The sequence below is a fragment of the Phytoactinopolyspora limicola genome (assembly GCF_011320225.1).
In the GTDB taxonomy this organism is placed as follows: Bacteria; Actinomycetota; Actinomycetes; order Jiangellales; family Jiangellaceae; genus Phytoactinopolyspora; species Phytoactinopolyspora limicola.
Map to the genome: position 1 here is coordinate 32,514 of NZ_JAAOEN010000001.1, position 24,753 is coordinate 57,266.

Annotated in this window: 41 protein-coding genes; 38 read left to right on the forward strand and 3 right to left on the reverse strand. The window is 66.8% G+C overall.

The annotated features are described in order from the left end of the window. Nucleotides 1-21: 21 nt before the first annotated feature. Nucleotides 22-843 carry an HAD family hydrolase gene (locus tag G8760_RS00145; protein ID WP_207781873.1) on the reverse strand — a complete coding sequence of 274 codons (822 nt, stop codon included), beginning with the start codon at nt 841-843 and terminating at the stop codon, nt 22-24. 375 nt (nt 844-1,218) lie between these two features. On the opposite strand from G8760_RS00145, the gene ssd reads away from it, so the two are divergent. The 3 genes from ssd to G8760_RS00160 are packed head-to-tail and all read left to right on the forward strand — an operon-like array spanning nt 1,219 to nt 4,717. Further along, complete coding sequence (ssd, locus tag G8760_RS00150) at nt 1,219-2,376, forward strand: septum site-determining protein Ssd (RefSeq protein WP_207781874.1); 1,158 nt, start codon at nt 1,219-1,221, stop codon at nt 2,374-2,376. Beyond that, on the forward strand, nt 2,373-3,239 hold the full coding sequence (locus G8760_RS00155; protein ID WP_166344931.1) for a TadA family conjugal transfer-associated ATPase: 867 nt from the start codon (nt 2,373-2,375) through the stop codon (nt 3,237-3,239). The genes ssd and G8760_RS00155 overlap by 4 nt, the downstream gene beginning before the upstream one ends. A 38-nt stretch (nt 3,240-3,277) precedes the next feature. Further along, a complete protein-coding gene (locus G8760_RS00160; protein WP_166344934.1) occupies nt 3,278-4,717 on the forward strand; it encodes a recombinase family protein in 1,440 nt (479 codons plus the stop codon). Here G8760_RS00160 and G8760_RS00165 read toward each other — a convergent pair. Both G8760_RS00165 and G8760_RS00170 read right to left on the reverse strand, forming a co-directional pair. Next, nucleotides 4,714-5,478 (reverse strand): hypothetical protein, encoded by a 765-nt coding sequence (locus G8760_RS00165; RefSeq protein ID WP_166344937.1) that lies wholly within the window; start codon nt 5,476-5,478, stop codon nt 4,714-4,716. The genes G8760_RS00160 and G8760_RS00165 overlap by 4 nt on opposite strands. Before the next feature lie 175 nt (nt 5,479-5,653). Further along, nucleotides 5,654-6,172 (reverse strand): helix-turn-helix transcriptional regulator, encoded by a 519-nt coding sequence (locus G8760_RS00170; protein ID WP_166344940.1) that lies wholly within the window; start codon nt 6,170-6,172, stop codon nt 5,654-5,656. Nucleotides 6,173-6,380: 208 nt separating this feature from the next. Here G8760_RS00170 and G8760_RS00175 point away from each other — a divergent pair, with 208 nt between their 5' ends. The 35 genes from G8760_RS00175 (at nt 6,381) to G8760_RS00340 (ending at nt 24,733) form a co-directional block, all read left to right on the forward strand. Continuing rightward, nucleotides 6,381-6,647, forward strand: a complete 267-nt coding sequence (locus tag G8760_RS00175) for a helix-turn-helix domain-containing protein (protein ID WP_166344945.1) — start codon at nt 6,381-6,383, stop codon at nt 6,645-6,647. Between the two features lie 110 nt (nt 6,648-6,757). Continuing rightward, nucleotides 6,758-6,916, forward strand: coding sequence for a hypothetical protein (locus tag G8760_RS00180; protein WP_166344948.1), 159 nt, complete (start codon nt 6,758-6,760; stop codon nt 6,914-6,916). A gap of 255 nt (nt 6,917-7,171) precedes the next feature. After that, nucleotides 7,172-7,537, forward strand: a complete 366-nt coding sequence (locus G8760_RS00185) for a hypothetical protein (protein WP_166344951.1) — start codon at nt 7,172-7,174, stop codon at nt 7,535-7,537. Between the two features lies 1 nt (nt 7,538). After that, the gene (locus tag G8760_RS00190) at nt 7,539-7,769 is read left to right on the forward strand and encodes a hypothetical protein (protein ID WP_166344954.1); all 231 of its coding nucleotides are present in this window, start codon (nt 7,539-7,541) and stop codon (nt 7,767-7,769) included. A 5-nt stretch (nt 7,770-7,774) separates the two neighbouring features. Beyond that, nucleotides 7,775-8,290, forward strand: coding sequence for a hypothetical protein (locus tag G8760_RS00195; RefSeq protein ID WP_166344957.1), 516 nt, complete (start codon nt 7,775-7,777; stop codon nt 8,288-8,290). 124 nt (nt 8,291-8,414) lie between these two features. Then, nucleotides 8,415-9,311, forward strand: a complete 897-nt coding sequence (locus G8760_RS00200; protein WP_166344960.1) for a hypothetical protein — start codon at nt 8,415-8,417, stop codon at nt 9,309-9,311. Further along, nucleotides 9,311-10,540, forward strand: coding sequence for a recombination directionality factor (locus tag G8760_RS00205; protein WP_166344963.1), 1,230 nt, complete (start codon nt 9,311-9,313; stop codon nt 10,538-10,540). Before G8760_RS00200 ends, G8760_RS00205 begins: the two co-directional genes overlap by 1 nt. Before the next feature lie 165 nt (nt 10,541-10,705). Beyond that, nucleotides 10,706-11,452, forward strand: a complete 747-nt coding sequence (locus G8760_RS00210) for a 3'-5' exonuclease (protein WP_166344966.1) — start codon at nt 10,706-10,708, stop codon at nt 11,450-11,452. A 2-nt stretch (nt 11,453-11,454) separates the two neighbouring features. Beyond that, on the forward strand, nt 11,455-11,934 hold the full coding sequence (gene ssb, locus G8760_RS00215) for a single-stranded DNA-binding protein (RefSeq protein ID WP_166344969.1): 480 nt from the start codon (nt 11,455-11,457) through the stop codon (nt 11,932-11,934). Between the two features lie 190 nt (nt 11,935-12,124). Then, nucleotides 12,125-12,304 carry a hypothetical protein gene (locus G8760_RS00220; protein ID WP_166344808.1) on the forward strand — a complete coding sequence of 60 codons (180 nt, stop codon included), beginning with the start codon at nt 12,125-12,127 and terminating at the stop codon, nt 12,302-12,304. 5 nt (nt 12,305-12,309) lie between these two features. Beyond that, nucleotides 12,310-12,519 (forward strand): hypothetical protein, encoded by a 210-nt coding sequence (locus G8760_RS00225; protein WP_166344972.1) that lies wholly within the window; start codon nt 12,310-12,312, stop codon nt 12,517-12,519. Continuing rightward, nucleotides 12,516-13,733: an AAA family ATPase gene (locus G8760_RS00230; RefSeq protein WP_166344975.1), complete on the forward strand. Its 1,218-nt coding sequence runs from the start codon at nt 12,516-12,518 to the stop codon at nt 13,731-13,733. The genes G8760_RS00225 and G8760_RS00230 overlap by 4 nt, the downstream gene beginning before the upstream one ends. Further along, the gene (locus G8760_RS00235; protein ID WP_166344978.1) at nt 13,730-14,065 is read left to right on the forward strand and encodes a hypothetical protein; all 336 of its coding nucleotides are present in this window, start codon (nt 13,730-13,732) and stop codon (nt 14,063-14,065) included. Before G8760_RS00230 ends, G8760_RS00235 begins: the two co-directional genes overlap by 4 nt. Further along, complete coding sequence (locus tag G8760_RS00240) at nt 14,062-14,256, forward strand: BldC family transcriptional regulator (RefSeq protein WP_166344981.1); 195 nt, start codon at nt 14,062-14,064, stop codon at nt 14,254-14,256. Before G8760_RS00235 ends, G8760_RS00240 begins: the two co-directional genes overlap by 4 nt. Before the next feature lie 193 nt (nt 14,257-14,449). Then, on the forward strand, nt 14,450-15,076 hold the full coding sequence (locus tag G8760_RS00245) for a molecular chaperone DnaJ (protein WP_166344984.1): 627 nt from the start codon (nt 14,450-14,452) through the stop codon (nt 15,074-15,076). Further along, entirely contained in the window at nt 15,073-15,354 is a 282-nt protein-coding gene (locus G8760_RS00250; RefSeq protein ID WP_166344987.1) for a hypothetical protein, read from the forward strand. Before G8760_RS00245 ends, G8760_RS00250 begins: the two co-directional genes overlap by 4 nt. Next, nucleotides 15,351-15,710 carry a hypothetical protein gene (locus tag G8760_RS00255; protein ID WP_166344990.1) on the forward strand — a complete coding sequence of 120 codons (360 nt, stop codon included), beginning with the start codon at nt 15,351-15,353 and terminating at the stop codon, nt 15,708-15,710. The genes G8760_RS00250 and G8760_RS00255 overlap by 4 nt, the downstream gene beginning before the upstream one ends. Next, the gene (locus G8760_RS00260) at nt 15,700-16,035 is read left to right on the forward strand and encodes a hypothetical protein (RefSeq protein WP_166344993.1); all 336 of its coding nucleotides are present in this window, start codon (nt 15,700-15,702) and stop codon (nt 16,033-16,035) included. Before G8760_RS00255 ends, G8760_RS00260 begins: the two co-directional genes overlap by 11 nt. A 379-nt stretch (nt 16,036-16,414) precedes the next feature. Further along, nucleotides 16,415-16,936: a hypothetical protein gene (locus tag G8760_RS00265; protein WP_166344996.1), complete on the forward strand. Its 522-nt coding sequence runs from the start codon at nt 16,415-16,417 to the stop codon at nt 16,934-16,936. Further along, the gene (locus G8760_RS00270) at nt 16,936-17,328 is read left to right on the forward strand and encodes a helix-turn-helix domain-containing protein (protein WP_166344999.1); all 393 of its coding nucleotides are present in this window, start codon (nt 16,936-16,938) and stop codon (nt 17,326-17,328) included. Before G8760_RS00265 ends, G8760_RS00270 begins: the two co-directional genes overlap by 1 nt. Next, entirely contained in the window at nt 17,321-17,671 is a 351-nt protein-coding gene (locus G8760_RS00275) for a hypothetical protein (protein WP_166345002.1), read from the forward strand. The genes G8760_RS00270 and G8760_RS00275 overlap by 8 nt, the downstream gene beginning before the upstream one ends. Further along, on the forward strand, nt 17,668-17,826 hold the full coding sequence (locus G8760_RS00280) for a hypothetical protein (protein ID WP_166345005.1): 159 nt from the start codon (nt 17,668-17,670) through the stop codon (nt 17,824-17,826). Before G8760_RS00275 ends, G8760_RS00280 begins: the two co-directional genes overlap by 4 nt. After that, on the forward strand, nt 17,823-17,954 hold the full coding sequence (locus G8760_RS30495; RefSeq protein ID WP_281355124.1) for a hypothetical protein: 132 nt from the start codon (nt 17,823-17,825) through the stop codon (nt 17,952-17,954). Before G8760_RS00280 ends, G8760_RS30495 begins: the two co-directional genes overlap by 4 nt. Continuing rightward, nucleotides 17,951-18,535, forward strand: coding sequence for a RuvC family protein (locus tag G8760_RS00285; RefSeq protein WP_166345008.1), 585 nt, complete (start codon nt 17,951-17,953; stop codon nt 18,533-18,535). The genes G8760_RS30495 and G8760_RS00285 overlap by 4 nt, the downstream gene beginning before the upstream one ends. Next, on the forward strand, nt 18,532-19,335 hold the full coding sequence (locus tag G8760_RS00290; RefSeq protein WP_166345011.1) for a DNA cytosine methyltransferase: 804 nt from the start codon (nt 18,532-18,534) through the stop codon (nt 19,333-19,335). Before G8760_RS00285 ends, G8760_RS00290 begins: the two co-directional genes overlap by 4 nt. Continuing rightward, nucleotides 19,332-19,538 carry a hypothetical protein gene (locus tag G8760_RS00295; RefSeq protein ID WP_166345014.1) on the forward strand — a complete coding sequence of 69 codons (207 nt, stop codon included), beginning with the start codon at nt 19,332-19,334 and terminating at the stop codon, nt 19,536-19,538. Before G8760_RS00290 ends, G8760_RS00295 begins: the two co-directional genes overlap by 4 nt. Beyond that, nucleotides 19,535-19,753: a hypothetical protein gene (locus G8760_RS00300; protein WP_166345017.1), complete on the forward strand. Its 219-nt coding sequence runs from the start codon at nt 19,535-19,537 to the stop codon at nt 19,751-19,753. The genes G8760_RS00295 and G8760_RS00300 overlap by 4 nt, the downstream gene beginning before the upstream one ends. Beyond that, nucleotides 19,750-19,956, forward strand: coding sequence for a hypothetical protein (locus G8760_RS00305; protein ID WP_166345020.1), 207 nt, complete (start codon nt 19,750-19,752; stop codon nt 19,954-19,956). Before G8760_RS00300 ends, G8760_RS00305 begins: the two co-directional genes overlap by 4 nt. Beyond that, nucleotides 19,953-20,324 (forward strand): hypothetical protein, encoded by a 372-nt coding sequence (locus G8760_RS00310; protein WP_166345023.1) that lies wholly within the window; start codon nt 19,953-19,955, stop codon nt 20,322-20,324. Before G8760_RS00305 ends, G8760_RS00310 begins: the two co-directional genes overlap by 4 nt. 26 nt (nt 20,325-20,350) lie before the next feature. Beyond that, a complete protein-coding gene (locus tag G8760_RS00315) occupies nt 20,351-21,223 on the forward strand; it encodes a DUF2303 family protein (RefSeq protein ID WP_166345026.1) in 873 nt (290 codons plus the stop codon). Between the two features lie 82 nt (nt 21,224-21,305). Next, the gene (locus tag G8760_RS00320) at nt 21,306-22,724 is read left to right on the forward strand and encodes an AAA family ATPase (protein ID WP_166345029.1); all 1,419 of its coding nucleotides are present in this window, start codon (nt 21,306-21,308) and stop codon (nt 22,722-22,724) included. A gap of 288 nt (nt 22,725-23,012) precedes the next feature. Beyond that, nucleotides 23,013-23,750 (forward strand): hypothetical protein, encoded by a 738-nt coding sequence (locus G8760_RS00325; protein ID WP_166345032.1) that lies wholly within the window; start codon nt 23,013-23,015, stop codon nt 23,748-23,750. A gap of 79 nt (nt 23,751-23,829) precedes the next feature. Beyond that, a complete protein-coding gene (locus tag G8760_RS00330) occupies nt 23,830-24,045 on the forward strand; it encodes a FliH/SctL family protein (RefSeq protein ID WP_166345035.1) in 216 nt (71 codons plus the stop codon). Beyond that, nucleotides 24,042-24,335: a hypothetical protein gene (locus G8760_RS00335; RefSeq protein WP_166345038.1), complete on the forward strand. Its 294-nt coding sequence runs from the start codon at nt 24,042-24,044 to the stop codon at nt 24,333-24,335. Before G8760_RS00330 ends, G8760_RS00335 begins: the two co-directional genes overlap by 4 nt. Then, nucleotides 24,332-24,733, forward strand: a complete 402-nt coding sequence (locus G8760_RS00340; protein WP_166345041.1) for a hypothetical protein — start codon at nt 24,332-24,334, stop codon at nt 24,731-24,733. The genes G8760_RS00335 and G8760_RS00340 overlap by 4 nt, the downstream gene beginning before the upstream one ends. The last annotated feature ends 20 nt before the right edge of the window (nt 24,734-24,753 follow it).

Below are 24,753 nucleotides of genomic sequence, written 5' to 3' on the forward strand. Positions count from 1 at the left end.
CCCAGGGCGCCGCCCACCCGGTCAACGACCACGGCGGCGCACGGCGTACCACGCCAGGCCAGCGGCGGCCGCTCCAGCACCGATAGCCGCGGCCGCGATGGCCGGTTTCGGCGCTTCACGAATCGAAGAACCACGTTGCCGCAGCGCAACCGGCTTGGAGAACATCAAGACCGGCCAACCGCGCTCCGCCGCGATCTTCCGCAAGGCTCGGTCCGGGTTAACCACGTACGGGTGGCCGACCGCCTCCAGCATGGGGAGATCGGTGACGGAATCGGAGTAGGCATAGCTGCGGGTGAGGTCGTAGCCGTCGTCTGCGGCCATCTTCCGGATCGCCTCAGCTTTGTTCTCCGCATATGCGTAGAAGTCGATCTCGCCGGTGAACTTGCCGTCCTCGACGGCCATCTGGGTGGCGACGATCCGGTCCGCGCCGAGCATCTCGCCGATCGGCTCGACGACCTCGGTTCCGCTGGACGACACCACGACGACGTCACGCCGGGCCAGGTGATGCTCCTCGACAAGCGTGATGGCTTCGTCATACACGATCGGGTCGACGATGGTGTGCAGCGTCTCGGCGACGATGTCTTTGACGGTCTGCACGTCCCAGCCGGTCACGAGACCGGATAGGTACTCGCGCATGCGCTCCATTTGGTCGTGATCGGCGCCGCCGACGAGGTAGACGAACTGAGCGTAAGCACTCCGCAACACCGCGCGGCGGTTGATCAGCCCGCCCTGGTAGAAACTTCTAGAGAAGGCCAGCGTGCTCGACTTGGCGATGACGGTCTTGTCAAGGTCGAAGAACGCAGCGGTTCGCCGGGCCGATTGGTCCGTACCGGTTTGGGTCATGTGAGGTGATCCACTTCGGGCTGAGTGGGCTTCGTTGTCCACAACATCGAGCATATGGGTTCACCCGGTTCGGCACGACGCGGCGTGACTCTTGCCACGAATTCAACACCAAGAATCTATGGGGTTCGGTGTTTCGGCGCCGTCGGTATGGGGCAGGATGGCCCCGGCGGCACCCCCTCGCCGCCGCGACTCGGTCCACCCCCCTGACCGAGTCCGCGCGGCCCCCGTCCTCCCACCCGGCGGGGGCCGCGCCCTTACGTGCGCGCCCACGGCAATGCCCGCACACGGGTCTATCCACAGTCCACGTCCCTCCGGACGTTGGTTATCCACAAGCCGCAATCTGGGTCTGGCGGGACGGTCATGCCGCTGGCCATCGTGGATACCGTTCCCATTCCCGATCCGGAGGTGTCCGTGATCCACCTACCAAGCCAGGGTCCGCGGCCGAAGCGTGCCGTGTCACCGGCGAGGCCCCGACCGCTGCTGATCACCGCGGACGACGACCTTCTCGATGATCTACTGAGGCTGGCCGCGGCGGCCGGCGCAGAGGTCGACGTCGCGTCGGACCCGAGTACGGCCAGATCGGCCTGGCCAACCGCTCCCGTCGTCATCATCGGCGACGACCAAGCGGAGGGCCTCACCCGCCTCACCCCCACCCGCCGGCACGACGTGTATCTCATCGGCCGGACCGCCGACGACCCCGCTGTCTGGCGGCGCGGGGTAGCACTCGGAGCGGAACGTGTCCTGCATTTCCCGGCCGACGAACCATGGCTGACCGACCGGCTGGCCGACGCCACCGAAGGCGAGACCGCCAACGCGTGCGTCGTCGGCGTCGTCGGTGGTCGTGGCGGCGCCGGCGCCTCGGTGCTGGCCACGGCCTTGTCCGTCACCGGCTGCCGGCGCGGTCTCGCGGTCATGCTGATCGACCTCGACCCTTTGGGAGGAGGGCTCGACCTCGTGCTCGGCGCCGAGGATGCCTCCGGTGTCCGGTGGCCGGACCTGGTGGGCAGCCGGGGCCGGCTCAGCGCCCGCGCCCTACAGACCGAACTGCCGGGCCGGCACGGGCTCACTGTGCTGTCGTGGGACCGTGGCGACCTCCTCGCTGTGCCCGCGGAGTCCGCACGGGTCGTGCTCGCCGCGGCCCGGCGCGGATGCGACCTCGTGGTCCTCGATCTCCCCCGCACCCTCGACCACACCACCGAAGAAGCACTATCCGTATGCTCCACCGTCGTGCTCGTCGTCCCTGCCGAGGTCCGAGCCGTCGCGGCCGCGTCCCGGGTAGCGGCCGCCCTGACTACGGTCGCCCATGACGTTCGGGTTGTCAGCCGAGGCCCCTCGCACGCCGGCCTGGACGGTTCAGACGTCGCTACCGCGCTTGGGTTGCCACTTGCGCTGCACATGGGGGCCGAACGACGGCTTACCGAACAACTCGACCGCGGGGAGACACCCGGTCTTCGCGAACGCAGCCCGCTCGGCATGGCATGCGGCCAACTCCTGGACATGCTCCTCAACGATCATCCGGCCAGCGCGGCATGACCGTTCACACATTGGTGCCCGAGCGACTTCTCGATCAGGTGCGGGCGCGCCTGGCGGCGTCCGCGGAAGAGGTCACTCCCGCACGGGTAGCGGCCGCCCTGCGCACCGCCGGGGCCACTCTCGGCGACGCCGCGGTGCTGGAGGTGACCGACTCGCTGCGGGCCGAGATTTCCGGTGCCGGGCCCCTGGAGCCGTTCCTACACGACAGCAGTGTCACCGACGTTCTGGTCAACGGCACGGAGGGAACGTGGGTCGACCGCGGACACGGCCCGGAGCGGGTGTCCGTACGCTTTCGTGATCCGCCCGCCGTCCGCCGCCTGGCCCAGCGGCTCGCCGCGGCTGCCGGGCGGCGCTTGGACGACGCGGTGCCGTTCGTCGACGCTCGCCTACCCAGCGGGGTGCGGCTCCACGCCGTGTTGCCGCCCATCGCTCCTCATGGTCCCCTGATCTCGCTGCGCGTTCCGGCGCGGATCACCTTCGGCCTGGACGAACTCGTCACCCGCGGCAGCGTTCCGGGCGAGCTCGCGCCCTGGCTGCGGGCGATCGTCCAGGCCCGGCTGGCGTTCCTCGTCACAGGCGGGACGGGCACCGGCAAGACAACCGTTCTGCAGAGCCTGTTGTCGCAGGCCGATCACCGCGAGCGCATCGTGCTGGTCGAAGACTCCGGCGAGTTGCGGCCCGACCATCCACACGTGGTCCGGTTGGAAGGCCGGTCGGCCAACGTCGAAGGCGCCGGACACGTCGGGCTGGACGACCTCGTCCGGCAGGCACTACGGATGCGTCCGGACCGCCTGGTGGTCGGTGAGGTCCGCGGCCAGGAGATGGTCTCCCCCAATGTCAAGATGGCACCTACACTACTGTGAGTGACGTCCGGTCCGACGACCCGAGGGAACCTGCGCCGATGCCGCCACGAGCCGCCGCGATCTACTGTCGCCTTTCCTACGCTCCCGACGGATCCCTCGAAAAGGTGGAGCGACAAGAGGCGGACTGCCGGGAACTCGCGGCGCGCCTCGGCTGGCCCGTCGCGGACATCTACCCCGACAATTCACGCTCCGCCTGGCAGCGGAACCGGAAGCGGCCGCAGTGGGAACGCATGCTAGCCGACATTGAAGCCGGGAGGATCGACGGCATCATCGTCTACCACGGCGACCGGCTCATCAGGCAACCATGGGACCTAGAGCTGCTGCTCAAGCTGGCCGATGATCGACGCCTGCCGCTGACATCGGTAACCGGCACCCGCGACCTGAACTCAGAGGACGACCGGTTCATTCTCCGCATCGAAGCCGCCCAGGCTTGCCGATCCTCAGCCGACACCTCCCGCCGAGTAAAGCGCGGTTGGGCTGCCCGAGCACAGCGCGGTGAGCCCATCGGCGGCGGCAAACGCCCGTTTGGGTGGGGCGTGCCGTCCGGCAAGACCGGCAAGACCGGCAAGCCGATCTATGACACGACGCAACAGGTCCCCGGCGAGGCCTCGGTACTCCGCGAGGCGGCGGATCGGCTCATGGCCGGGCAGTCCCAGGGCGGAATCGTGGCCTGGATGAACGAGGTTTCGCGGACCTCACAGGGCGCACTCTGGACGCCGAAGTCCTTGAAGAACCTCATGCAGTCGCCGCGGATCGCGGGGCTCATTGAACACGGCGGGCAGCTGCACGAGGCGGCCTGGGAACCCTTGCTCAGCGTCGAGGAGTGGGAGGACGTCAAGGCGATCCTCCGGCGTTCCGCGGCCGAGCACGGGTACGCCGGCCGCGAACGGAGGTACCTTTTATCGGGAGTCGCTGAATGCTCCCGTTGCGGCGGGAAGCTGCGAACCAAGCCGTCTGGCGGACGCAACCGTGTGACGTCCAGGCTTTACCACTGCACGAACCGGGACTGCCCAGGACGTGTGTCCCGCAATGTCGACAGGCTCGACGCCTACGTCTCCGGCCGGGTGCTCCGCCGGCTCAACGAACCCGGCTTCGTTGAGGCGTTGCATGCCGACGATGAGCAGCCCGGAGTCGGCGCCGAAATCGCTACGCTGGAGCGTCGCAAGAACGAAGCGCTCGCGACGCTGCGATCGCTCGCTGATCATCCAGACGTTAGCGCCGAGGTCGTCGCCGCGTCCCTTGAGTCATTCGATCGCAGGATTCGCGAGCTACGCGCGCGCCTCGTGTCCACGACGCGGCAACGATTGCTCGCACGGATGTCCGGGATTACCCGCGACCAGTGGGACGCTGAGCCGATCGATGTGCGTGCTGAGACTGTCCGTGCTCTGTTTCGAGTGATCGTGTTGCCTGCGACGTGGCGCGGGCCGGGGTTCGATCCGGCAAGCGTTCGGATGATCCGTTTGTCCAACGGCGCCTAGGTGAACCATCCGTCAGGGTTACGTAGGCACCGCAGGATGTGAATAGCGCGCTCCAGGTCGAGGCATTCGGTCCAGCGGCGATCCTGGTCAACCTCGATTGGCGGTGCGCACACGGTGCCGCTCACGCCGACCCGCTCGGGAAGTGGCGTACATGCCGGCTCTGGTGTTGACTCCGGTGTGCGTGTCGGGTTGAGCGTTCCTGGTGGGGCGGTTGTCGGTTCAGGTTTGTCGGTCGGTGTTGGGGTTATGGGTGGCGGGGTGAGCTGGTAGTCGCGTTCGGGAATGCGCCATGTCGGCGTTTCGGTCGGTTCCGGGGTGGCGTCGGCATCGGGGGGCGATGCCGACACCACCAGCTCGCTCTCGCGCGGTTCGGTGGGAACTGTCACGGTCGCCGTTGGCCGTGGTTGGTCGTCGCGGGTTGGCGCTTGCGTGGGTGCCAGCGTCACGGTCGTCGTGATCGCCGGGGTTGGTGCGGGTGGTGCAGGTGCGAGCCGCTGTTCGGTGGTGGGGGTCGGGGCTGCGATCATCACGACCGGCTGAGCGTGCGTCGGAGCGCCGACGCTGGGGTTGGTCGCTACTTGGGTAGTACCGGCTGCGACGAGGGTCAATGATGCGGCGACGGCCGTCCGTGCGGTGTGGTCGCGGATCTGGTCGACCATCCAGCCCAGTACGGCTAGAAGTATGGCCTTGCTGGTGAGGTTGACTCTGCGGATCCATTCCCGGCGTTCCCACCACGGCAAATCTTCCGCCGCTTTTTGCATCGCCAGGTCTAGTTCGTTTCGGTCTTCGGTGGTTTTCCTCGGTCTGGGTATTTTCTGGGGATCTCCGCCCTTTTGCATGGGCGGTACGTTTCACCTGACGAAGATCGAAATCAAGAGTTCAATTAGTGGCCGAAACATGATCGTTACCGAAGTCGTGACATGAGTGACCTATGTGCTAGGAGCTGACCGGGGGCGCGTGCTGTTCGTCGCCCGGTTCCGCGTCGATGCGAGCCTCCGCCGCAGCCGCCTGCGCTTGGCGAGCCTCCAAGAGCGCGTCTAGCCGCTCCCCTGGTCGTGCCGTTCGACCGCCCTCTTGGTCACTCGACTGGCCGTCGCTGTACCGCTGCCGACGGACCCGTAGGAAATCGATCAGGTCCCGGCGCAGATCTTCTGGCCAGCCGCGCCGCTCCCCCAGGCTCCAGATCGCTTGTTCGTCCGGGTCGTCGCTGATGCGCGACGTCGGCTCGGCCGGCAGGAGATCCAAGGCCCGGAGGATGTCCTCGGGCGCGGCATTCGTTGCGTCGATGAAGGCGCGGATTTGACCAATGCGTGGCTCGGCCCCGCGCTTCTCCCATCGCGAGATCGTGCGCTCGCCGATGCCGCTCGCGAGCGCCAAGTCTTCTTGCGTCCAGCCGCGGCGGGTGCGCGCATCTACTACCACACGAGCGAATGCCGGTCTGGGTTCATCGGCCATATCGGCACCATATGCCACTCGTGGCAGTCCGTCAGCCGCCATACGTGGCAGTGAATACCGCCTGTGGCGCCGAGGTTTGCCGGGTGGACGCCGGTCACGTGGACCCCTAGATACTGCCATGCATGGCAGGTTAGCCGTTGTCAGCCTGCAACGACAAGTGGCCGCGAAACGTTTGACACGCCATTAATGGCGGACTACCGTGACTGCCATGCATGGCACTCCGGCCAGTCCCGAAACTGCCACCGATGACAGGTTAGTCCTGCGGCGCGATGTCTTCGACCGGCTCACCGCCAAGGCAGAAGCGGTCACCGTCGCGCAACAGGCAGCCCTCACCGGGGTCCCAGAACGCACGCTCTACCGCATTCGCCGCGGCGACGCGCCAGGGCTGACCTCCGCGATGCGGATTTCCGACGCCCTCGGAGTGCCGCTCAACGTGCTCTTCAAGCGCATCCCCGCGGACGGGCGCACCCAATGAACAACCCACGACCCCACGAGCGGCCCCCAGACAACCGCCCACCAGACAACCGCCCACCAGACAACCGGCCCCCATCAAACCCACCCCAGAGGGCCACCGGAGGTGAACCCATGACGCTCTGCCGCACCCCCGAGGACGCATTTCGAGCCGGATGGGACGACGGAGCCTCCGACACGCCACTCACCGACCAAGAGATCAATCGACTCGTCGCATTACACGGTCGATTCCTCCGCGCCACACCCGCCACCCCACAGGCCATCGCGTCATGACGCCACCAATCACAAACAACAACCCCCACTACCAACACCGCGCCGGCCGACACATGGACACGCAAGGCCCCTACGCCGCTCCCCGAGCTGCCGTGTTCGCCGCAGTGCTGTTCGTCGTGTGTGTCGTGCTGCTCATCGGATGCCAGCTCGGAATGGGGGTGACACCAACCCCACCCCCACCCAGCCCATAAACAGCCGCGAGGCCCCCACCGCCTGGAGAGCAAGGGGAGCCTCACGAACCGAAAGGACAGTCTAATGCTCATTCACGACGTCACCCGCGTAGCCGCCAGCGTCCTCGACGCGATCCACCACGCCGGCCTCCCCGAACCAGAATTCGTCGGCATCACAACAGCGACGGTCGCCGAGGTCCCCATTCTCGACCGGCCCCCCAGGGTCACCCTCGACTACGGCAACGACCGTCGTGCCGTGGACCGCATCGCGAACGAGCTGTTCGACGGCGTGAGTGTTCACCAGTCAGCGGACTATGCCACCGCGAGCACCGAGTGGGCATCCGGAATCGTCGTCGCGGCGTCCGCCCGCCCCGACCACGCCCGTGTCTGGGGCGATCAGCAGGTCGTCGACAAGCCGGCAGTCCTGGACCCGGCGGGAACGGCGGCCTGACATGGGTGCGCTGGCGTTGATCGAGGTCACCGGGCCGTCGTGTGATCAGGACGAGCACGACGAGTGCCGCGGGTCGTGGGAGACCTGGTACGGCGAGGAAGTCGAGTGCGTGTGCGACTGCCACGACACCGATCCGTGTGACGAGTGCGAGGGCACTGGTCAGCTCGGCCGCAGTGTCCGCGGGCACGTGCTGTTCGACGTGTGCGGCACCTGCAACGGGCAAGGGAGGTGACCGGCGTGATCACCGACAAGATGCCTGAGCGCAAGAGGTTCCTGGCTATCTACTACTACCTGCACCAGGCCGAGATGTGGATCGACCGGAACCAGGTACGCCACGACATCAGCGAGATGTCGGTCCGGTACAAAGCGAACTGCATCGCCTGGGCCGAACGCCGCGCGAAGCGGTGGGCCGGCATGTACGAGTGGGGTGCATCCATCTGGCTTGGAACCCAAGAAGCCCACATGACCGAATCCACGGTGGACCACTTCGAGCGGCAGATGCACGAGGAAGACCAGCGCCGCGACGCTGACCCGGTCACGTGGCTTCGGTCCACTCCCCTGATCGCCCGGCTTATCGCTGACGTCGAGGCCGGACGCGGCGGCACCGACGGAGACGAGCCCCGAGACGAGACAGACCCGAGGTGCCCGGCCTCGTGCGTCTGCCGCCGGACCCCCTGCGCGGAATGCGACCACGAGGGATGCGGGTGGTGCCCAGAGTGCCACCCCGAGGTTCCGGAATGGACGACGTCATGAGCGCCCTCACCAGCCCCATGTGGATCAGCGGCCTGCCCGTGATGATCGGCGCCGCGGCGGCACTGGTCGCCCAGGCGCGACGCCCCAAACGCGGCCGCCACCGCACACGTCGAGGAGGCCACTAATGGGTGCTCCGAAGTTCGCCATCGCGACCGACAAGGGCCGCTACTACGACATCCCCACCCGCGGCGAACGGTACATCTCCGTCACCAACGCCCTCAACCAGTGGCACATCGAGGGCCTCGCGCCCGCCGCCGCGAAGGAAACCGCCGCGTTCTTCGCGCGCAACCTGCCCCGCGCAGTCGCGCTGTCCCGCGATCCGGCCCGGTTCGAGGAGTTCATCGCGGAGGCCAAGGCCCACTACAAGACCCTGTGGGAGCGCCGCGCCGATATCGGCACCCGCGTTCACGACCGCGCTGAGGCGCACGTCCTCGGCACACCGATGCCCGCGGACGACGAGGCCGAGCCGTTTGTCGAGCAGTACCTGACGTTTTTCGACGAGTTCAACGTCGACATCGACCGTGACATCGACGCCGTCGAGATCACGGTGGTCAACCACACCCACCGCTACGCCGGCACCGCCGACCTCTGGATCAACCTTGAGTTTCCCGAGGGCACCGGGCGTCCTCATCCCAAACACAAAGGGCGCCGGGCGGTAGCGCAGGAAACGCCGTCCGGGCTGTGGCTGGTCGACATCAAGACGTCGATGACCAAGCCCGCCTATCAGATCTACCGCGACATGATTCTCCAGCTCGCCGGGCTGCGGTTCGCGGAGTTCGCGCAGCTCCGCGACGGAACCGAGGTCGACGTCCCGCCCGCGTTCGTCGGCGCCGCCATCTTGAACCTTCGGCAGACCGAGTATGCGTTCGTGCCGCTGTCCCCGCTCGTGGAGCGGGACGCGTTCGAGGCGTTCTGCCGCATGGTCCGGCTCGCGTATTTCGCGCATGAGCTGGACCTGATCCCGTACAAGCCGATCGCCCCGCCCGTAACGCGGCGGGGCGCGTTGAGGAAGGCAAGCTGATGGGTAGCCGGATCATCGACCGCCAGCGGCAGATGGCCGAGCAGGGCCGGCTGCGGCTCGGCGAGACAGTCGCCGCGAAGAACGGCAAGAAGCGGCCCGCCGCGTCCCAGACGTGGATCGTTACGTCGCACTCGGAGGAACACGTCCGGGTCGCGGCCGAGCAGTGGGGCGGCACACCGGAACGCTGGAAGCCGCTAGGGCACGGCGCCGAGCAGTGGCGGGTCAAGACCGAAGCGTCCAAGATCGACGCGATCCTCCCGCCTGGTGACCCGCTCTCGCAGGCGTACGAGCTGTGGAAAGGCAGCGGATGCCAGCGCAGGTGCAATGGCGCCACCGAGCAGCTGTCCGGGTCGCCGTGCATCTGCCTGGCCGAGTTCGGTGACTACTGGTACGAGCAGCCCCAGGGCGACGTCTGCGAGAACAAGTCCCGGCTCAAGGTGCTACTGCCGGAGATGCCCGGCCTCGGTGTGTGGCGGATGGAGACCGGGTCGCACTACGCCATGGACGAGATCGCCGGGATCGTCGACTCGATCCGCGAGGCGGTCGGTGACCGGCAGCTCGTGCCGATCCAGCTGTCGATCGTGCCGCGGTCGCGGACGGTGGACGGGAAGACGAAGCACTGGTTGATGCCGTGGGTCGACCTGCGGGGTGTGACCACGGGTGAGCTGCTGGCGGGCTACATGGAGCGCACCGCGCTCGGCGCGGCCCCACATGCGCGGGCGGCGATCTCGGGTCCGGAGCGTGCCGCGATCGAACCCGCCGCCCCTGCGGCGGTGCCGGACTACCTCGCCGAGGCCAAAGCCGCAAAGACCCTCGCCGAGGTCCGCAAGATCTGGAACCGCGCAGCAGAGGCCGGGCACCTCACCGACGAACTCCAAGCCCAGCTCATCCCGATCGGCAACGCCCTGGACAACGCCCAACAGGCTCCCGGTGCGGGCACCGGGGAAGACACCACCACCAGCCCCCCTGGCGGTGGTGCGCCCGCACCGGTCGAGAACGGCGACGGGGCAGCACCTCCGCCCGCTGCCCCGTCGCCCACCCCCAACCCGCAGGCCGGGCAGGAGGACGCCATCTGGCTGCAAATCCTCACCGTCGCCGGCCAGATCGGCATGAGCACGGCCGACGTCGAGGACGGCTTCGCCGCCTGGAACGGCCAAGGCGTCATGGCTGTATCGGCCACGGCCGAGCAGCTCGCCGGCTACCTGGAACACCTGCGGGGCCACCAGTGACCGGCCGTGGCTGCTGCTGCCAGTGGGGCGCAGCAAGAGGCAACCGAGGTCAGGGACCCAGCAATGAGTGGCCCGAATTCGACTGCGTCGACTGCCCTCGCCACGGCGGAGCCCCGCACAACAACCGATGCAAACGACACCGACGCCAACTGGAGAGGGAAGCCGATGAACTGGACTAACGGGCCGATGCTCCCGTTCGATTCGGAGACAACCGGAGTAGACGTTGAGACCGACCGCATCGTCACCGCGAGCGTCATCAACATACCCGGCACAACCGGGAACTTCCGCGGCGTCCCGACCACGGAGTCGTACCTGATCAACCCCGGTGTCGAGATCCCCGAGGCGGCCTCCGAGGTCCACGGGATCAGCACGGAGTACGCCGCCACGCACGGCAAGCCGCCGCCCGAGGTCCTCGACCTGATCGCCGCCGACCTTGCCCTGGCGGTACGTCGCGGCATCCCCATCGTCGGCATGAACATGCCATTCGATCTCACCATCCTCGACCGTGATTGCCGCCGCCACGGCGTCCCCACCGTGACCGAACGCCTCGACGGGGCACCACTGGCACCAGTGATCGACGTCCGTGTGCTCGACAAGTTCGTCGACCCGTACCGGAAGGGCAGCCGCAAGCTGACCGACCTCTGCGAGCACTACAACGTCCGCATCGACGGAGCCCACGACGCGTCGTTTGATGCGATCGCCGCCGCGCGAGTGGCCTGGCGCATCGCCCAGCAGTACCCCGAGGTCGGGACGATGCCGCTCTCGGAGCTGCACGCCCATCAGATCGACTGGCACGCCGATCAGGCCGCCTCGTTGGAGCGGTACTTCCGCCGCATCGGCAAGGACGACCCCGAGGTCGATCGGGCATGGCCGATCCGCCCCGCCAACGAACAACGACAGATCGAGGTCTGAGCATGGCCGTCGGAGACATGACCACCACCATCGTCGGCAACGTCGGCGGAGACCCGGAACTCCGGTTCACCCCGACCGGTGCGGCGGTGTGCAACGCGTCGGTGGCGGTAACACCGCGGACGTTTAATCGCCTCACCCAGGCATGGGAGGACGGCGAAACCACCTGGGTCCGGCTCAACATCTGGCGCGAGTTGGCCGAGCATGTGGCCGAGTCCATCGAGAAGGGCATGCGGGTCATCGTCACCGGTCGGATCTCCAATCGCCGGTGGGAGAACAACGAGGGCGAGACCCGTTACTCGCTGGAGATGAACGTCGACGCGATCGGCCCCGACTTGCGGTACGCCACGGCGAAGGTCACGAAAGCCCAGCGGCGTGATCAGCCGCCGCCCCCGGCTGATCCGTGGACACCGCAGTCGGCCGCGGGGCGGGGCGCTGATCCATGGAGTCCGCCGGCTGGCCAGCCGGACGAGCCGCCCTACTAGTGCCTCCGGGTGGACCCGCGGCCGGCCTACTGAACCCCTCGAAACGCCCGGACCAATCCACGGGGATGCCCCGCGCATGACGGGGGCGGGACATCCCCGGAGACCGAAGCAAGGCCAGTGCCCCTTCGCGGGAGCCGCACCAACAGCAGGACCGCGAAAGGGGCACCGACACCGAAAGGAAACCACACCGATGAGTGAACGAACAGGCCCTACCCGAGACATGCTGGCGATGCTTCGCGCTCTACAGCCCGATGTCTCGTCGGGCAAGCATGTCTACGCCGGCACCGTCCCTGAGTCCACCGTTCGGCGCCGGCGCGCCGCGAACAAGGTTGCTCGACGGTCGCGTCAGGTCAACCGGAAGAGGCGGTGACCCAGATGGCGCAGTTGAACGGTCCACGCCACTACGAAGAGGCTGAGCGCCGGATCGATGCGAGCGACTACCAGTGGCAGGACTCCCACGATCTGCACTCCGCCCTCGGGGCGGTTCGGGAAGCGCTGGTCGCCCAGGCACACGCGACGTTGGCGTTGGTCTCGGCCACCCTCGATGCCGCCTACGAGAAATCGGGGCGAGGTGATTGGCGGTGAAGATCGTCAAGCTGACCAGCGAAAACTATAAAAGGCTGCGCGCCGTCGAGATCACACCCGACGGCAACGTCGTCACCATCTCCGGCCGCAACGCTCAAGGAAAATCCAGCGTGCTCGACAGCATCTGGGCAGCCCTCGGCGGGAAGCCCGGCAACAAGACCACCCGGCCCGTGCGGGACGGCGAGGACTCGGCCCGAGTGGTCGTGGAGCTCGACGACATCCGGGTCACTCGCGAGTGGGTCGCCGGGTCGAAAACCAGCACATTGCGGGTGGAGAACGCCGACGGCACCACCGCCCACAAGAGCCCACAGCAGCTCCTCGACTCCCTCGTTGGGCGCCTGTCGTTCGACCCCCTGGAGTTCGCGCACGCCAAGGAGAAGGACCAGCTTGCCACGCTGCTGTCGGTGGTTGAGCTGCCGTTCGATCCGGCTGACCTCGACGCGCAGCGTAAGGGCGAGTACGACGAGCGCACCATCGTCGGCCGCGAGGTCCGCCAGCTCGAAGGGCAGCTCGACGGCATGCCCACCCCGGCGAAAGACCTTCCCGACGAGGAGGTCTCGGCGTCCGAGCTGATCGCCCGCATCCAGGCGGCGCGCCAGGAAGCGGCCAAGGCTGACTCGGTCCGGGCCAGGGTCAAGGAATACAGGCATCTCGTCGCGGATCTCGAACAGCGGCTCCGTGATGCGCAGGTCGGCCTGCGTGAGGTTCAGAAGCTGGAGGCCGAGCTACCCGACCCGGTCGACGTGGAACCGCTGGAGGACCAGCTCGCCACAGTCGAGGAGACCAACGCGGCGGTACGCGCGGCGGCTGAGCGGCGAGCGGTGTCGCAGCGGCTCCAGGATGCCCGTGCGCGGTATGAGGGGCACTCGGACAACATCGCCGCGATCGACCGGGCGAAAGAGGACGGTCTCGCCGCGGCGAAGCTCCCGATCGATGGTCTCGGGTTCGACGCCGACGGGGTGACGTACCTGGGAGTGCCGTTCAAGCAGGCCTCGGCGGCGGAGCAGCTGCGCGTCAGCCTGGCGATGGCGATGGCACTCAACCCGCAGATCAGGGTTATTCGGATCACCGACGGGTCGCTGTTGGACTCGGACAACCTCCAGTTGATCGAGGCGATGGCGGCCGAGCGCGATTTCCAGGTGTGGGTTGAGCGGGTCGATGAGTCGGGCCGGGTCGGTGTGGTCATCGATGACGGACAGGTGGTCTCGGCATGACGGACACCATCCTGATCTACGGCGCGTCCGACGACCTTGTCGAGGTTCAGGGCTGCCGTGGCGCCGAGGAGTTCAGCCACTACGACCAGGGTCCGTGGCGGGCTGATCTGATCGCCCCGAACGGGGAGCAGATGCGGGTTCACGTGCTGTTCGACGGCTGCTGGCACGTCGCGGTCGGCCAGGTCGACGAAGACGTTCCGTTGCCGCAGTGGCCGCTGCGGTTCGAGCAAGGCCAGCGCGGCGACGGGTCGCCTGGGTACAGCGTCGTGTTGTGTGTGGACGCTCCGGACGGTACGCGCTTGACGAACGTGTCCGGGGGTGGTTCGTCGTGACCCGCGAGGAGTACGAAGAGCTGCTCACCACCGGCGAAGTCGCGCGCCTTTTTCGGGTGGACGTGAGGACGGTGACCAAGTGGGCGAAGACGGGCAAGCTGACGTCGATCCGGACGCCGGGCGGGCATCGTCGGTTCCGTAAAGCCGAGGTCATGCGGCTGCGCAACGGCGAGGGCGGTGAGTCCCAGTGACTGCCCCCGAGGGTTTCTACTCGCCGCGTCACGCCGGTCGCCGGATGGTCGACGTTGATCCCGGCCGGCACCGCCGCCGCCACCGCAACCACCAGTGCACAACGTGTGCGGCGTGCGTCGATGCGGAGTTCTACACGATGTTCGCGCGTCACGTTCGCACCGTTCCGGCCCTCACGAGGGGAGGTGCCCGCTGATGGATATGCGTTTTCGCCCCATCACCTGGACCGGGCCCAAGACACCGATCGAGGATCGTCGCTCCCGCCACACCTTTAAGGCCACGTGGGGCGACACCCTGAACCTGCTCAACCGGGAGCTGTACTACCTCGACGCCGAGCGGGCCGTCATCGAGGCCGACTTCACCAAGCGTGACATCCGTCTCGACGGTATGCCACGTTCCCATGCTCGCCAGCCGGTGTTTCCTGGCGTGCGGCTGTCGTTCGAGTCGCGTCACGGGCCCCTCAGCTACGCGACGGATTCTTGCGAGTACTGGCAGCACAACATCCGCAGCATTGCGCTTGGCCTGGAGGCGTTGCGCGCGGTCGACCGGTACGGGATCACACGCTCGGCCGAGCAGTACCGCGGTTGGCTCGCGATCGAGGCTGCCCCTGGGGGTGTGGCCTCGGTCCAGGACGCATTCCGAGTGCTTAGCGAGCTGGCTGGCTGGGAAACCCCGCCGGACTTGGCTGATCCGTCGGTGGTGCGGGTGGTCTACCGAATCGCTGTTCAACGACACCACCCCGACCGGGGCGGCGACGCCGCCAGTTTCCACCGTGTTCAGGCGGCGGCCGAGTTCCTGCGGGAAGCGGGGTGGCAGCTGTGACGCATCTGATCGCGATCTGGCTTGTCCTCGTCGTTGCGGCGGGGGTGCTGCTGATCAGCGGCGGGTGGCGTAACCGGCCGTTGCTTCGTCAGTTGGATCTCGCCGATACCGACCCGTTGACCGAGCGGCCGTTCGAGGAGCAGCCCCGTCGGGAGCTGGATCGGCCGTGGCGATTCGGCTACTTGGGCGGCTGGGTGCCGGTTCCGCCGTGGAAACGCGGCGAGCAGGACCGGTTGCGCCGCGCCTACGACTCTGCGAATGGAAGGAACCCCTTATGAGCGGCGAAAATATAGGCGACATCGCTCGTCTGATCGACGGAGCAACGGTGTCGGTCGATGTGTCGACCGACGATGCGACGGCTGGTGATCGGGTCTTCGGCCGTGTCTACTCGGCGCAACGCGAGGACGACGGGTCTCTGACGATTCTGGCTGAGGTCATCGAGGACAACCGTGAGCCGGGCGTGTCGGCCGAGCTTCGGGCCAGGGTTCTCGCGGATGCGCGTGCCGCGTTGGCGGCCGAGTTGTCCACCTTCGGTCGGAAGTGTGGCGGGACAAAGGCGTGGTGGGTGTATGACGTGTTCCTGCCGCGTTTGATCGGGGACGCGCGTCGTGGCGGTGTGTCCGATGGCGAGTGAGGAAACCATCCGCGAGGCAGCACGGGTGTTGGCCGATTCGGAGGCCGCCGAACGCGGGGCACTCCCCTATTCCGACATTTCGTGGGCTGGCGCGTGTCACAGGTGGCTGCCGAGGGCGCGTGCGCTTGACGCTGCTGGCCTGCTGCCCCAAGAGATGACCGAGGAGTGGGCCACGAAGGGTCGCTACACCCTCGTGCCGCAGCCCGACGAGGAGACGGCTCGCTACCTGGCCGCTGAGATCAACGCGGATCCGCACCCGGACGTGACCGGTGTCGTGGTCGTCCGCCGCTTGGTGACCGAGTGGGAAGAGGTACCCGATGCGTAGGTGTCAGATTGATCCCCACTGCGATCGGCCTGCCGAGTTCTCGGTGGACTTCTGGCCGTCGAGTTCCACGGCTAGCGATGTTCCCTGCTGTCGGCGGTGTGCCGAGAAGAACGGGATTGAGGTACCCGATGGCGAGTGAGGAGAAACGCCGCTGGTTCGTCCCACCTCTGGGGTGGCCGTTCGCTCCCCGCGTCGTGGTGTACCGACCTGCCGATCGGCAGCGTCGGCTCGTGGTGCTGAACCGCTACCCCAGGCAAGTGATCGGAATCGGCGTGCGGCTGCCAAGCATCAACGACCACATCGGGTTCGGTCCCAACGTGCGCATCCCCATTCATCTGTCGTTGTCGATCGTGTGGTCGAAGCCCGCGAGGTGGTGGAGATGAGCGACCGGCCAAACTGGCGTCTCCTCGATGACGGCTCGGCGCTCATCCCCGGCCGCTACGGACACCCCGGCGTTCGGCTGGAGTCGTCGCAGATCAACGAGATCAAGATCTCCGTCGTCGACATGACCCGCACGGCGGCGATCGTGTGGGTCAACCAAGACGACCTCTACGAAGCCGTCGTCGCTGTCCACCCAGATGAGCCCGACAAGGCCGAGCTGTGGGATGAGGGATTCGAGGCCGGCGCTACGTGGCGGCCCAGTGGCCCATCGGGCGTCCCGAATGACCCGCCGGCTAACCCGTACCGCCGGGCGGTGGAGCCGTCGTCTGCAACTCCAACTGATCTGCAAGTCGCTCCAGGTCTTGGAGATGAGCCTGTCGGCATGACCGACGATCACCTGGCGCACATCAAGTGGCGGATCGTCGCGCTTGAGCTCCTGAAAGAGGTCAACGGATTACGTGACGAGGTTGAGGCGCAGCGGAGGTCGTTACGCCGCGCCCTCAACGGGGGTGGTCAGTGATGGCCTCCGTGTCGATCTTCGACATCACCGAGGACATGCTCCCGCCGCCACCAACGCCTGCCCCTCGCACACCAGGGACCAACGGCGGCTTCGGCTACGGCCGGCCGAGGTTCACGCAGGAAGACATCCGCGCCATCCTCGCCGCATACAACGCCGGCCAGACCCTGGTGAGCATCGCCCGCCGGTACGGCTGCTCGACAGGAGCGATCCGCTACCAGCTCAAACGACACGGCGCGGAAGGCCACAGGGCCATCGACCAACACGGCCGAGCCACAGGTGCCGACGACCTGGTGCGCCGCTGCTCCCGCTGCGGGATCGTCACGACCGAACCAGAGATGTGCAGGGACTGCGTGGACGTCCTCGCCCTCGACGGGGGTGACACCGATGCCTGACCAGACGTGCGCCTCCTGCCGCCGCACCATGACACCCCGCCACCGCCACCAGGCCAACACCGGGATCATGCCGCACTACGCACGCGGACTCTGCGGCACCTGCTACCACCGCGAAAAACGCGCCGGACGCCTCGACCAGTGGCCAACCCGCAGCGTCCTATTCGAGGTTTACGTCGCCGACCTCGAATGGCTCGTCCAGACCGGCGAGTCACCCGAGCAATGGCCGACCCGGCTCGGCACGACCGCGGCCGCGCTAGCGAAAGCGCTCTACCGGCACGGCCGGCCCGACCTCGCCCGCAAGGTAGACCGGATCGCCAAACGCGAACGCGGAGCACGCCGATGAGCAACGACCCCTCCGACCACCAGCCCAACCCCGACGGCGTCGACCAGCTCCTCGGCCTCGACGAATACCGCACCAAAGCCACCGAACAACAACGCCGTCACCAGGCACGCATACGCCAACACTCCAGCGACCGCGGAGGCGACCCCAGGCCATGACCACCACCGAAGCCATCAGCCTCGCCGGACTTGCAGCGCTCGGCCTACTCCTCGCCGCGGCCCGCCGATGGCCACCCCGCCACACCGACGCCCCCGACCACGAGCCACCCGAGGAGGACACACCATGATCGCCGTGGGACTCGACCTATCCCTCGTATCCACCGGCGTCGGCTTCGTCTACAACAGCCAGGCCGAAACCACCCGCTTCCGCACCAAGTCACCCACCACGCCACGCCATCCGCGCACCGGGAAACCAACCCCGCCAACCCTCACTCAACGGCATCGACGGCTCGACGACCTCGTCGCCCAGCTAACTCTCACCGTCTCCAACGTCGGTGCAGACCTTGTCGTAGTCGAAGGACCTTCCTTCGGCCAAGGACGCCAGGCCGGCGAACACGACCGAACTGGTCTGTGGTGGCTCGTCATATCCCAACTCCTCCACTGGGATCACCCAGTGGCAGAGGTCCCGCCCGCCACTGTGAAGAAGTACGCCACTGGGAAAGGCAACACCAGCAAAGACGAGGTTCTCGCCGCCGTGATCCGCCGGTACCCGAACGTCGAAGTCAGAGGGAACGACGAGGCAGACGCGCTCGTGCTCGCCGCCATGGGAGCCCGCCGTCTTGGTGAGCCGATCGACGAGCTGCCGAAGGTGAACCTCACGGCCATGGACGCCGTCGTCTGGCCCGAGCCCGCGGCGGTGCCGGCATGAGCGAATTCGTCACCAACACCGCCGGACTCTACATCCCCGCCAACGCCATCCCGGACCCGAAACCCGTGGCCATCGACCTCTTCGCAGGAGCCGGCGGCTTCTCCCTCGGATTCCACCAAGCCGGATGGCACGTAGCCGCGGCCGTGGAGAACGACCTACATGCCACCGCCAGCTACCTGCTAAATCTCGGTGGACCCGACACCATGATCCACACCGGGCCCGGAATCCACCTCGGCCACGGCAAGAAGACCACCGAGTGGACCCACCAACGCGCCCGTGACACCTTCCCCTCGGCTGGCACCGGCTGGATCTTCACCCAGCCCGATCAACACCCCGTCGAACACTTCTGGCACTGCAACATCCAAGACGTCACCGGCGCCGAGATCCTCACCTGGCTCGGCATGAACCGCGGCGACGTCGGCTGCATCATGGGCGGCCCACCATGCCAAGGGTTCAGCAAGGCCAACCCCAACCGTTCCCCCCGTGACACCCGCAACACGCTGGTCTTCCAGTTCGCACGCCTCGTTCTTGAGGTCTCGCCCAAGACCATGGTCATGGAGAACGTCCCCGACATGCTCAACATGGTCACCGCCGAGGGCGTCCCGGTCGTCGACGCGCTCGCCCGCGTCCTCGCCGACGGAGGCTTCTCCACCTTCGACGCGCTGAGGCGAAGCATCACCGCCATGGGCGACGCCGGCGGGGCTGTCCGGAAGGCGACCAAGCCCCGGCCGAGTACGAGTGAGCAAGACCCGCATGAGCAGGCGGCACTCTTCGACACAGCGCTCGGGAGTGTCGCATGAGCACGACACACGCCTGCCCCGGCGGCTGCGGCCGCAACGTCCCACACCACCACCTCGCCTGCCGCTCCTGCTGGTACCGACTCCCGACCAAACTCCGAACGAGCATCAGCGTGACCTACCGCCGCGACCGCGGCGCACACGCCGCCGCCCTGGTCAACGCCATCAGGTGGTACGCCGAGCACCCCCGAGGGGGCACACGATGAGCGTTCACATCCGCCACGTCGTCACCGCCCACCAAGTCGCCGACGCCGTCGTCACCACCCCAGACGGCCGCAACCACCGCATCGGACACCACCCCGCCGACGGATGGCGCTGCTACACCTGCGACACCCGCAACTGCCGCCAGGTCGCCACCATTCGCGACCTCATCCCCGACATGACAACGACGCCAGCCGCGCGCAAAGGCAAAGCCCCATGAGCCGCACCCCACCTGAACTCCTTTGCCCCACCTGCGGCAAAGGCACCTACCAGTCGTTCACCCGCGCCAAGAAGGGCGCCCGTACACAACGCCGACTCCGCGACATGCGCCTGCGCCCCTACCGCTGCCCCGACCGACACGGATGGCACCTCACCAGCGAACCCACACCCAAACGACCCAAGAAGGAGATCAACGCGCAATGACCAACAGCGGTACCACCGACCCCGACACACTCGACGGCACCTTCGCCGAATGGCTCCTCACCCAATCCGCCGGACGCACCCACGAAGAACTCTCCGACGGCCTCCGCGACCTCATCGCCCGCGTCAAAGACACCGGCAAGAAAGGCTCCATCGTCCTCACCGTCAAAGTCGGCCTACTCGACAAGAACCCCGACGGTCCCCTCGTCGTCAACGACGAAATCAAACTCAACCTCCCCGAACACGACCGCAAAGCGTCGCTGTACTACGCCGACGAGCACAACAACCTCAGCCGCAACGACCCCAACCAGCTCACCCTCGACGTCCGCGACACCCCCGAACACCACCGGGACATCCGGGACCCCCGATGAACCGACAAAGGAGCACACCCGCCGCCATGACGTACCAGACCACCGCGCTCACCGCCGGCGCCAACGAAACCCAAGCCGCCATCGACGCCGGAACCGCCATCGCCAAACCCGCACCCCTCGACGATGAAGGCCGCTTCTACAGCACCGTCGTCCCCGCCGGCGCCGCACAGAAAACCATCGACCTCGAGGACCTCTACGACAAGCGCCGCGACCGGCCCCGCCGCAAAACCGGCGTCGTCCGGCACGACACCGCCACCTCGTTCATCCACTACGTCGACAAGCACGGCCTCCCCGAAACCGAGACCTGGGCCGACCTCAACACCTCCACCATCACCGCCGTCATCAACGCCCACGACGGCATCAACGACCGCGGCGACACCGAAGGCCCAGCCGGCTGGGGAGACCACCGCGCCATCCTCCAACTCCAAAAGACCCCCGCCTGGACCACCTGGCTAGCCAACGACAAGAAACCCATGAACCAGGCCACCTTCGCCGAGTTCATCGAAGACAACCAGGTCCACATCCAAGAACCAGCAGCAGCCACCATGCTGGAAATCGCCCAAAGCATCCAGGCCGCCACCAGCGTCACCTTCGAGTCCGGAACCCGCCTCTCCACCGGCGAGGTTCACCTCGTCTACCGCGAAGACACCGACGCCAAAGCCGGCCGCAAAGGCGACCTCACCATCCCTCAGCAGTTCACCGTTCTCCTCCAGCCCTACCAAGGCACACCCCACTACCGCGTCCCCGCCCGGTTCCGCTACCGCCTCAACAACGGCGACCTCCTCATGTCCTACGCCCTCGACCGCCCCGAAGACGTCCTCGAACTCGCGTTCAACGAAACCGTCGCCCAGATCGCCGAAGAAACCGAACGGACGGTGATGCACGGCAAACCCGCCTAACCCGAACCCCGCAGCACACGACCCCGCCCGGCCACACGCGCCGGGCGGGGCACACTCACACCCCACCGAAGGAGGACGGCGCGTGGCCAACCCCCAAGCCACCACACCAGAAACGCCGCCACACGACGCCACCGCCGAAGCAGCCATTCTCGGCGCTATCCTCCGCACCGCTCAACACGACACCAACCACGCCGCCGAACTCACCAAAACCGCCCCCGACCCCAGCGACTACTACCGCCCAGCCCACGAAACCCTCGCCGGCCACCTCACCCACGCCGCAGCAAACGGCCGCGGCCTCGACCCCGCCGCCATCCTCGCCCGCCTCGCCGACGCCGGACACCTCAAACCCGGATGGCTCGACGGCGCCACCCTGCATACCCTTATCGAACACGCCCCACCCCCCACCGCCGTTCCCTGGCACACCGACCGCGTCCAACGCCTCGCCCGCCGACGCCGCACGATCAGCGCCACCCAACGCGCCGCCCAACGGCTTACCCACAACGCCGACGACGATGGCCTCGACGCCCTCGTCGACGCCATGGACGTGCTCGAAACCGCCATCCAAGACGAAGTCCACGGCACACGAGCGAACACCCTCACCGTCGAACACATCGACCAAGTCCTCGCCGGAGACGACGAAGAAGAACACTACGACTGGGTCATCCCCGGTCTCCTCGAACACCAAGACCGGCTCATCGTCACCGGTCCCGAAGGTGGCGGCAAAAGCACTCTCCTGCGCCAGCTCGCATTCCAGGCCGCCATGGGCCTGCACCCCTTCACCGGCGAGATCATCCCACCCCAGCGCATCCTGTACGTCGACTGCGAAAACACCCGCCGCCAATTCCGACGCAAAGCACGCCCACTCCGCGTCCAAGCCGGAAACACCCTCACCCCCGAACACCTCCACATGTCCTTCCGCACCGAAGGACTCGACCTCACCCAGCCCACAGACGTCGACTGGCTCGAACGCCACGTCGCCGCCACCCGCCCAGACATCCTCATCACCGGCCCCATCTACAAACTCGCCAACGGCGACCCCACCGAAGAAAAATCCGCCAAACCCGTCGCCATGGCACTCGACCGAATCCGCGCCCACCACAACACCGCCGTCATCCTCGAAGCCCACTCCGCGAAAGCCCTCGGCGGCTCCAAGAAACGTGCCCACGAACCCTACGGCTGGTCCGGCTGGCTCCGCTGGCCCGAATTCGGAATATGGCTCGACAAAGACGGAGACATAGAACACTGGCGCGGAATGCGAGACGAACGAGAATGGCCCACAATGCTACAACGCGGCGGAGAATGGCCATGGACAAAAGCGACATCAGAAAACGCCCACCGGTGGGCAAAAATACGCGAATGCATAAGGAACGCCGGAGAAATACTCAGCCAACGAGAAATAGCCAAACAAACCGGAATCCCACAACCCAGCGTCAGCCGCGCACTCGCCGAGTACGGCATGCAGTACGAAGCACTCAAGTACGAGATGGAGACCACCCCATGACGTCCCCAAGCCCAGCACCACCCGTGAATCAAACCCCCGAAATTCACGTGATTCACCCTGATTCACACCCCCCTGAATCACCCTCCGACCTGCGCAAACGTCAAAGTGATTCACTGATTCACGCCAAAACGCGATTCAAGATCCATGATCATGCCCCTGACCAGCGCAAACGCCAGTGATTCACGTGATTCCCCCTTACGGGGGTGACCGCGCCGTGAATCAGCGCGCGGCGCCCACCCACTCGGGGCCAACCCGAACAAGCCAACCGAACCCCGACTGGAGGCCGAGATGGGCGAGGACCACATGAAGCGAAGCCGCCCCTTGAAGTCGCCCGGCGGTGCACGCTGGTGTGAAAAGCACGGCCGGTATGAATGCACACGGAACTCGAAGCGGACGAAGACGACCTGCCATCAGGTGGCTATTCCAGGCACTGATGCGTGTAAACATCACGCTGGTGTTCCGTTGGAGGTTCAGCGCGCTAAGGGTGAAGCGATCACGGCGTGGTCTGCGCTCGGTGGGGAGCCGGAGATTTCTCACACTGAGGTTGTTTTGCGCATTCTGCAATTGACGTGGTTGCGGGTGAATCTTTATGGGGATCTTTTACGGCAGCAGTTCGAGAACGATAAACGTGAATCCAGTTCCGGTGGTGATGGTGAGAACAAGCCGCACGGCGCCGATGTCCATGGGAATCCGGAGACCGGTGGCCTGATCGGGTTTTCCTATTCCGGTGTGAAGGACATTGGGATCTTCGCGTCCGGTGAGGCAATGCGGGGGTTGACTCGGCTTGAAGCGGACGAGCGTGACCGGGCGGTGAGGTTCGCGAAGGTTGCGCACGAGATGGGTGTCGCCGATGCCGTTATCGACGTGATCCGGAAGCAGGCCGATCAGGTGCAGACGCTGTTGGTGGGTGTGGTGTCGCGGTTGGGGTTCGAGTGGGGGGATCCGACCGTGGTGGCGGCGGTCCAGGCTGCGCTCGGGGAACTCGACGCCGCCAACGGCGGCGACCCCGGCGGAGGCGCGTCGTGACGTCATCGACCCATGCCTATGTGCCCACCCGCGCGACCCATCGCCTTGCACCGCACTCACCGACCCATGGAGGTTCGTCGTGACCATGCTCGATGACATCACCCGCGCCATGGACCAGATCCGCGCGGCGCGGCGGACGATCTACTGCTCACCCGAGGTCGCGCCGCGGCTGCAAGCGGCCGTCGACGAACTCGCCGCCGGGCACCTGTTCACCGTCGAAGCTCATCCGTTCCTGCCCGACGGGCAGGCCTTTGTGGTCGACACTCAGGCACTCAGATTAGGAGAGACACCATGACATCGACCAACGCCGTAGTCCACATCGCCGGACCCGAAACGCAAGTCGGGCCGCGCCTGCGGCAACGGTGCGCCTGGTGCGGCGCGTTGCTGCTCGACTACGACCTCGCCCACATCGCGGTCCCGGACGGTCAAGATCCCCGTCCGAGCACGTGGCCGGTTGGCGCGATGGTCAGCGTGCGTGACGTCTGCGACGGGGTGCGGGAGTCCTGGCAGGTCACCGCTGATCCCGGCTGTGGCCGGCTGCCGGACAACGCGTGCGGTGCGATCGACCCCGAGGTGACCCGGTGACACGTAAACGTCAACGACGGCTGGCCACGCCGAACCTCACCGATGGACCAATCCAGCCCCTAGCACGCCAGATCGTCCACTCGGCACACCAACTAGCACCATCGCCACCGCCGTACGCCAACTCGATCCACACCGGCCTCGACCCCCACGCCCCAATCCTCATGGACCACGGCAACGGCAAATCCAGCCTCATCGACCCCCTCGACAGCCACGACCGCCTCGCCCTCGACATCGCCCGCCTCGAACACGACACCACCGGCGGATTCCCCGCCATCGCCCCACTCGGCGATGACCCCGACCACTGCGACGACTGCCACACCGCTGCCGAACGCCGCGCGCGGCGACACGGCCCGCAAGCCCTCGCCCGCTTTCTTCACCAGCTCCGCCAAGGACGCTGACGTCACGACGGCGACACCGT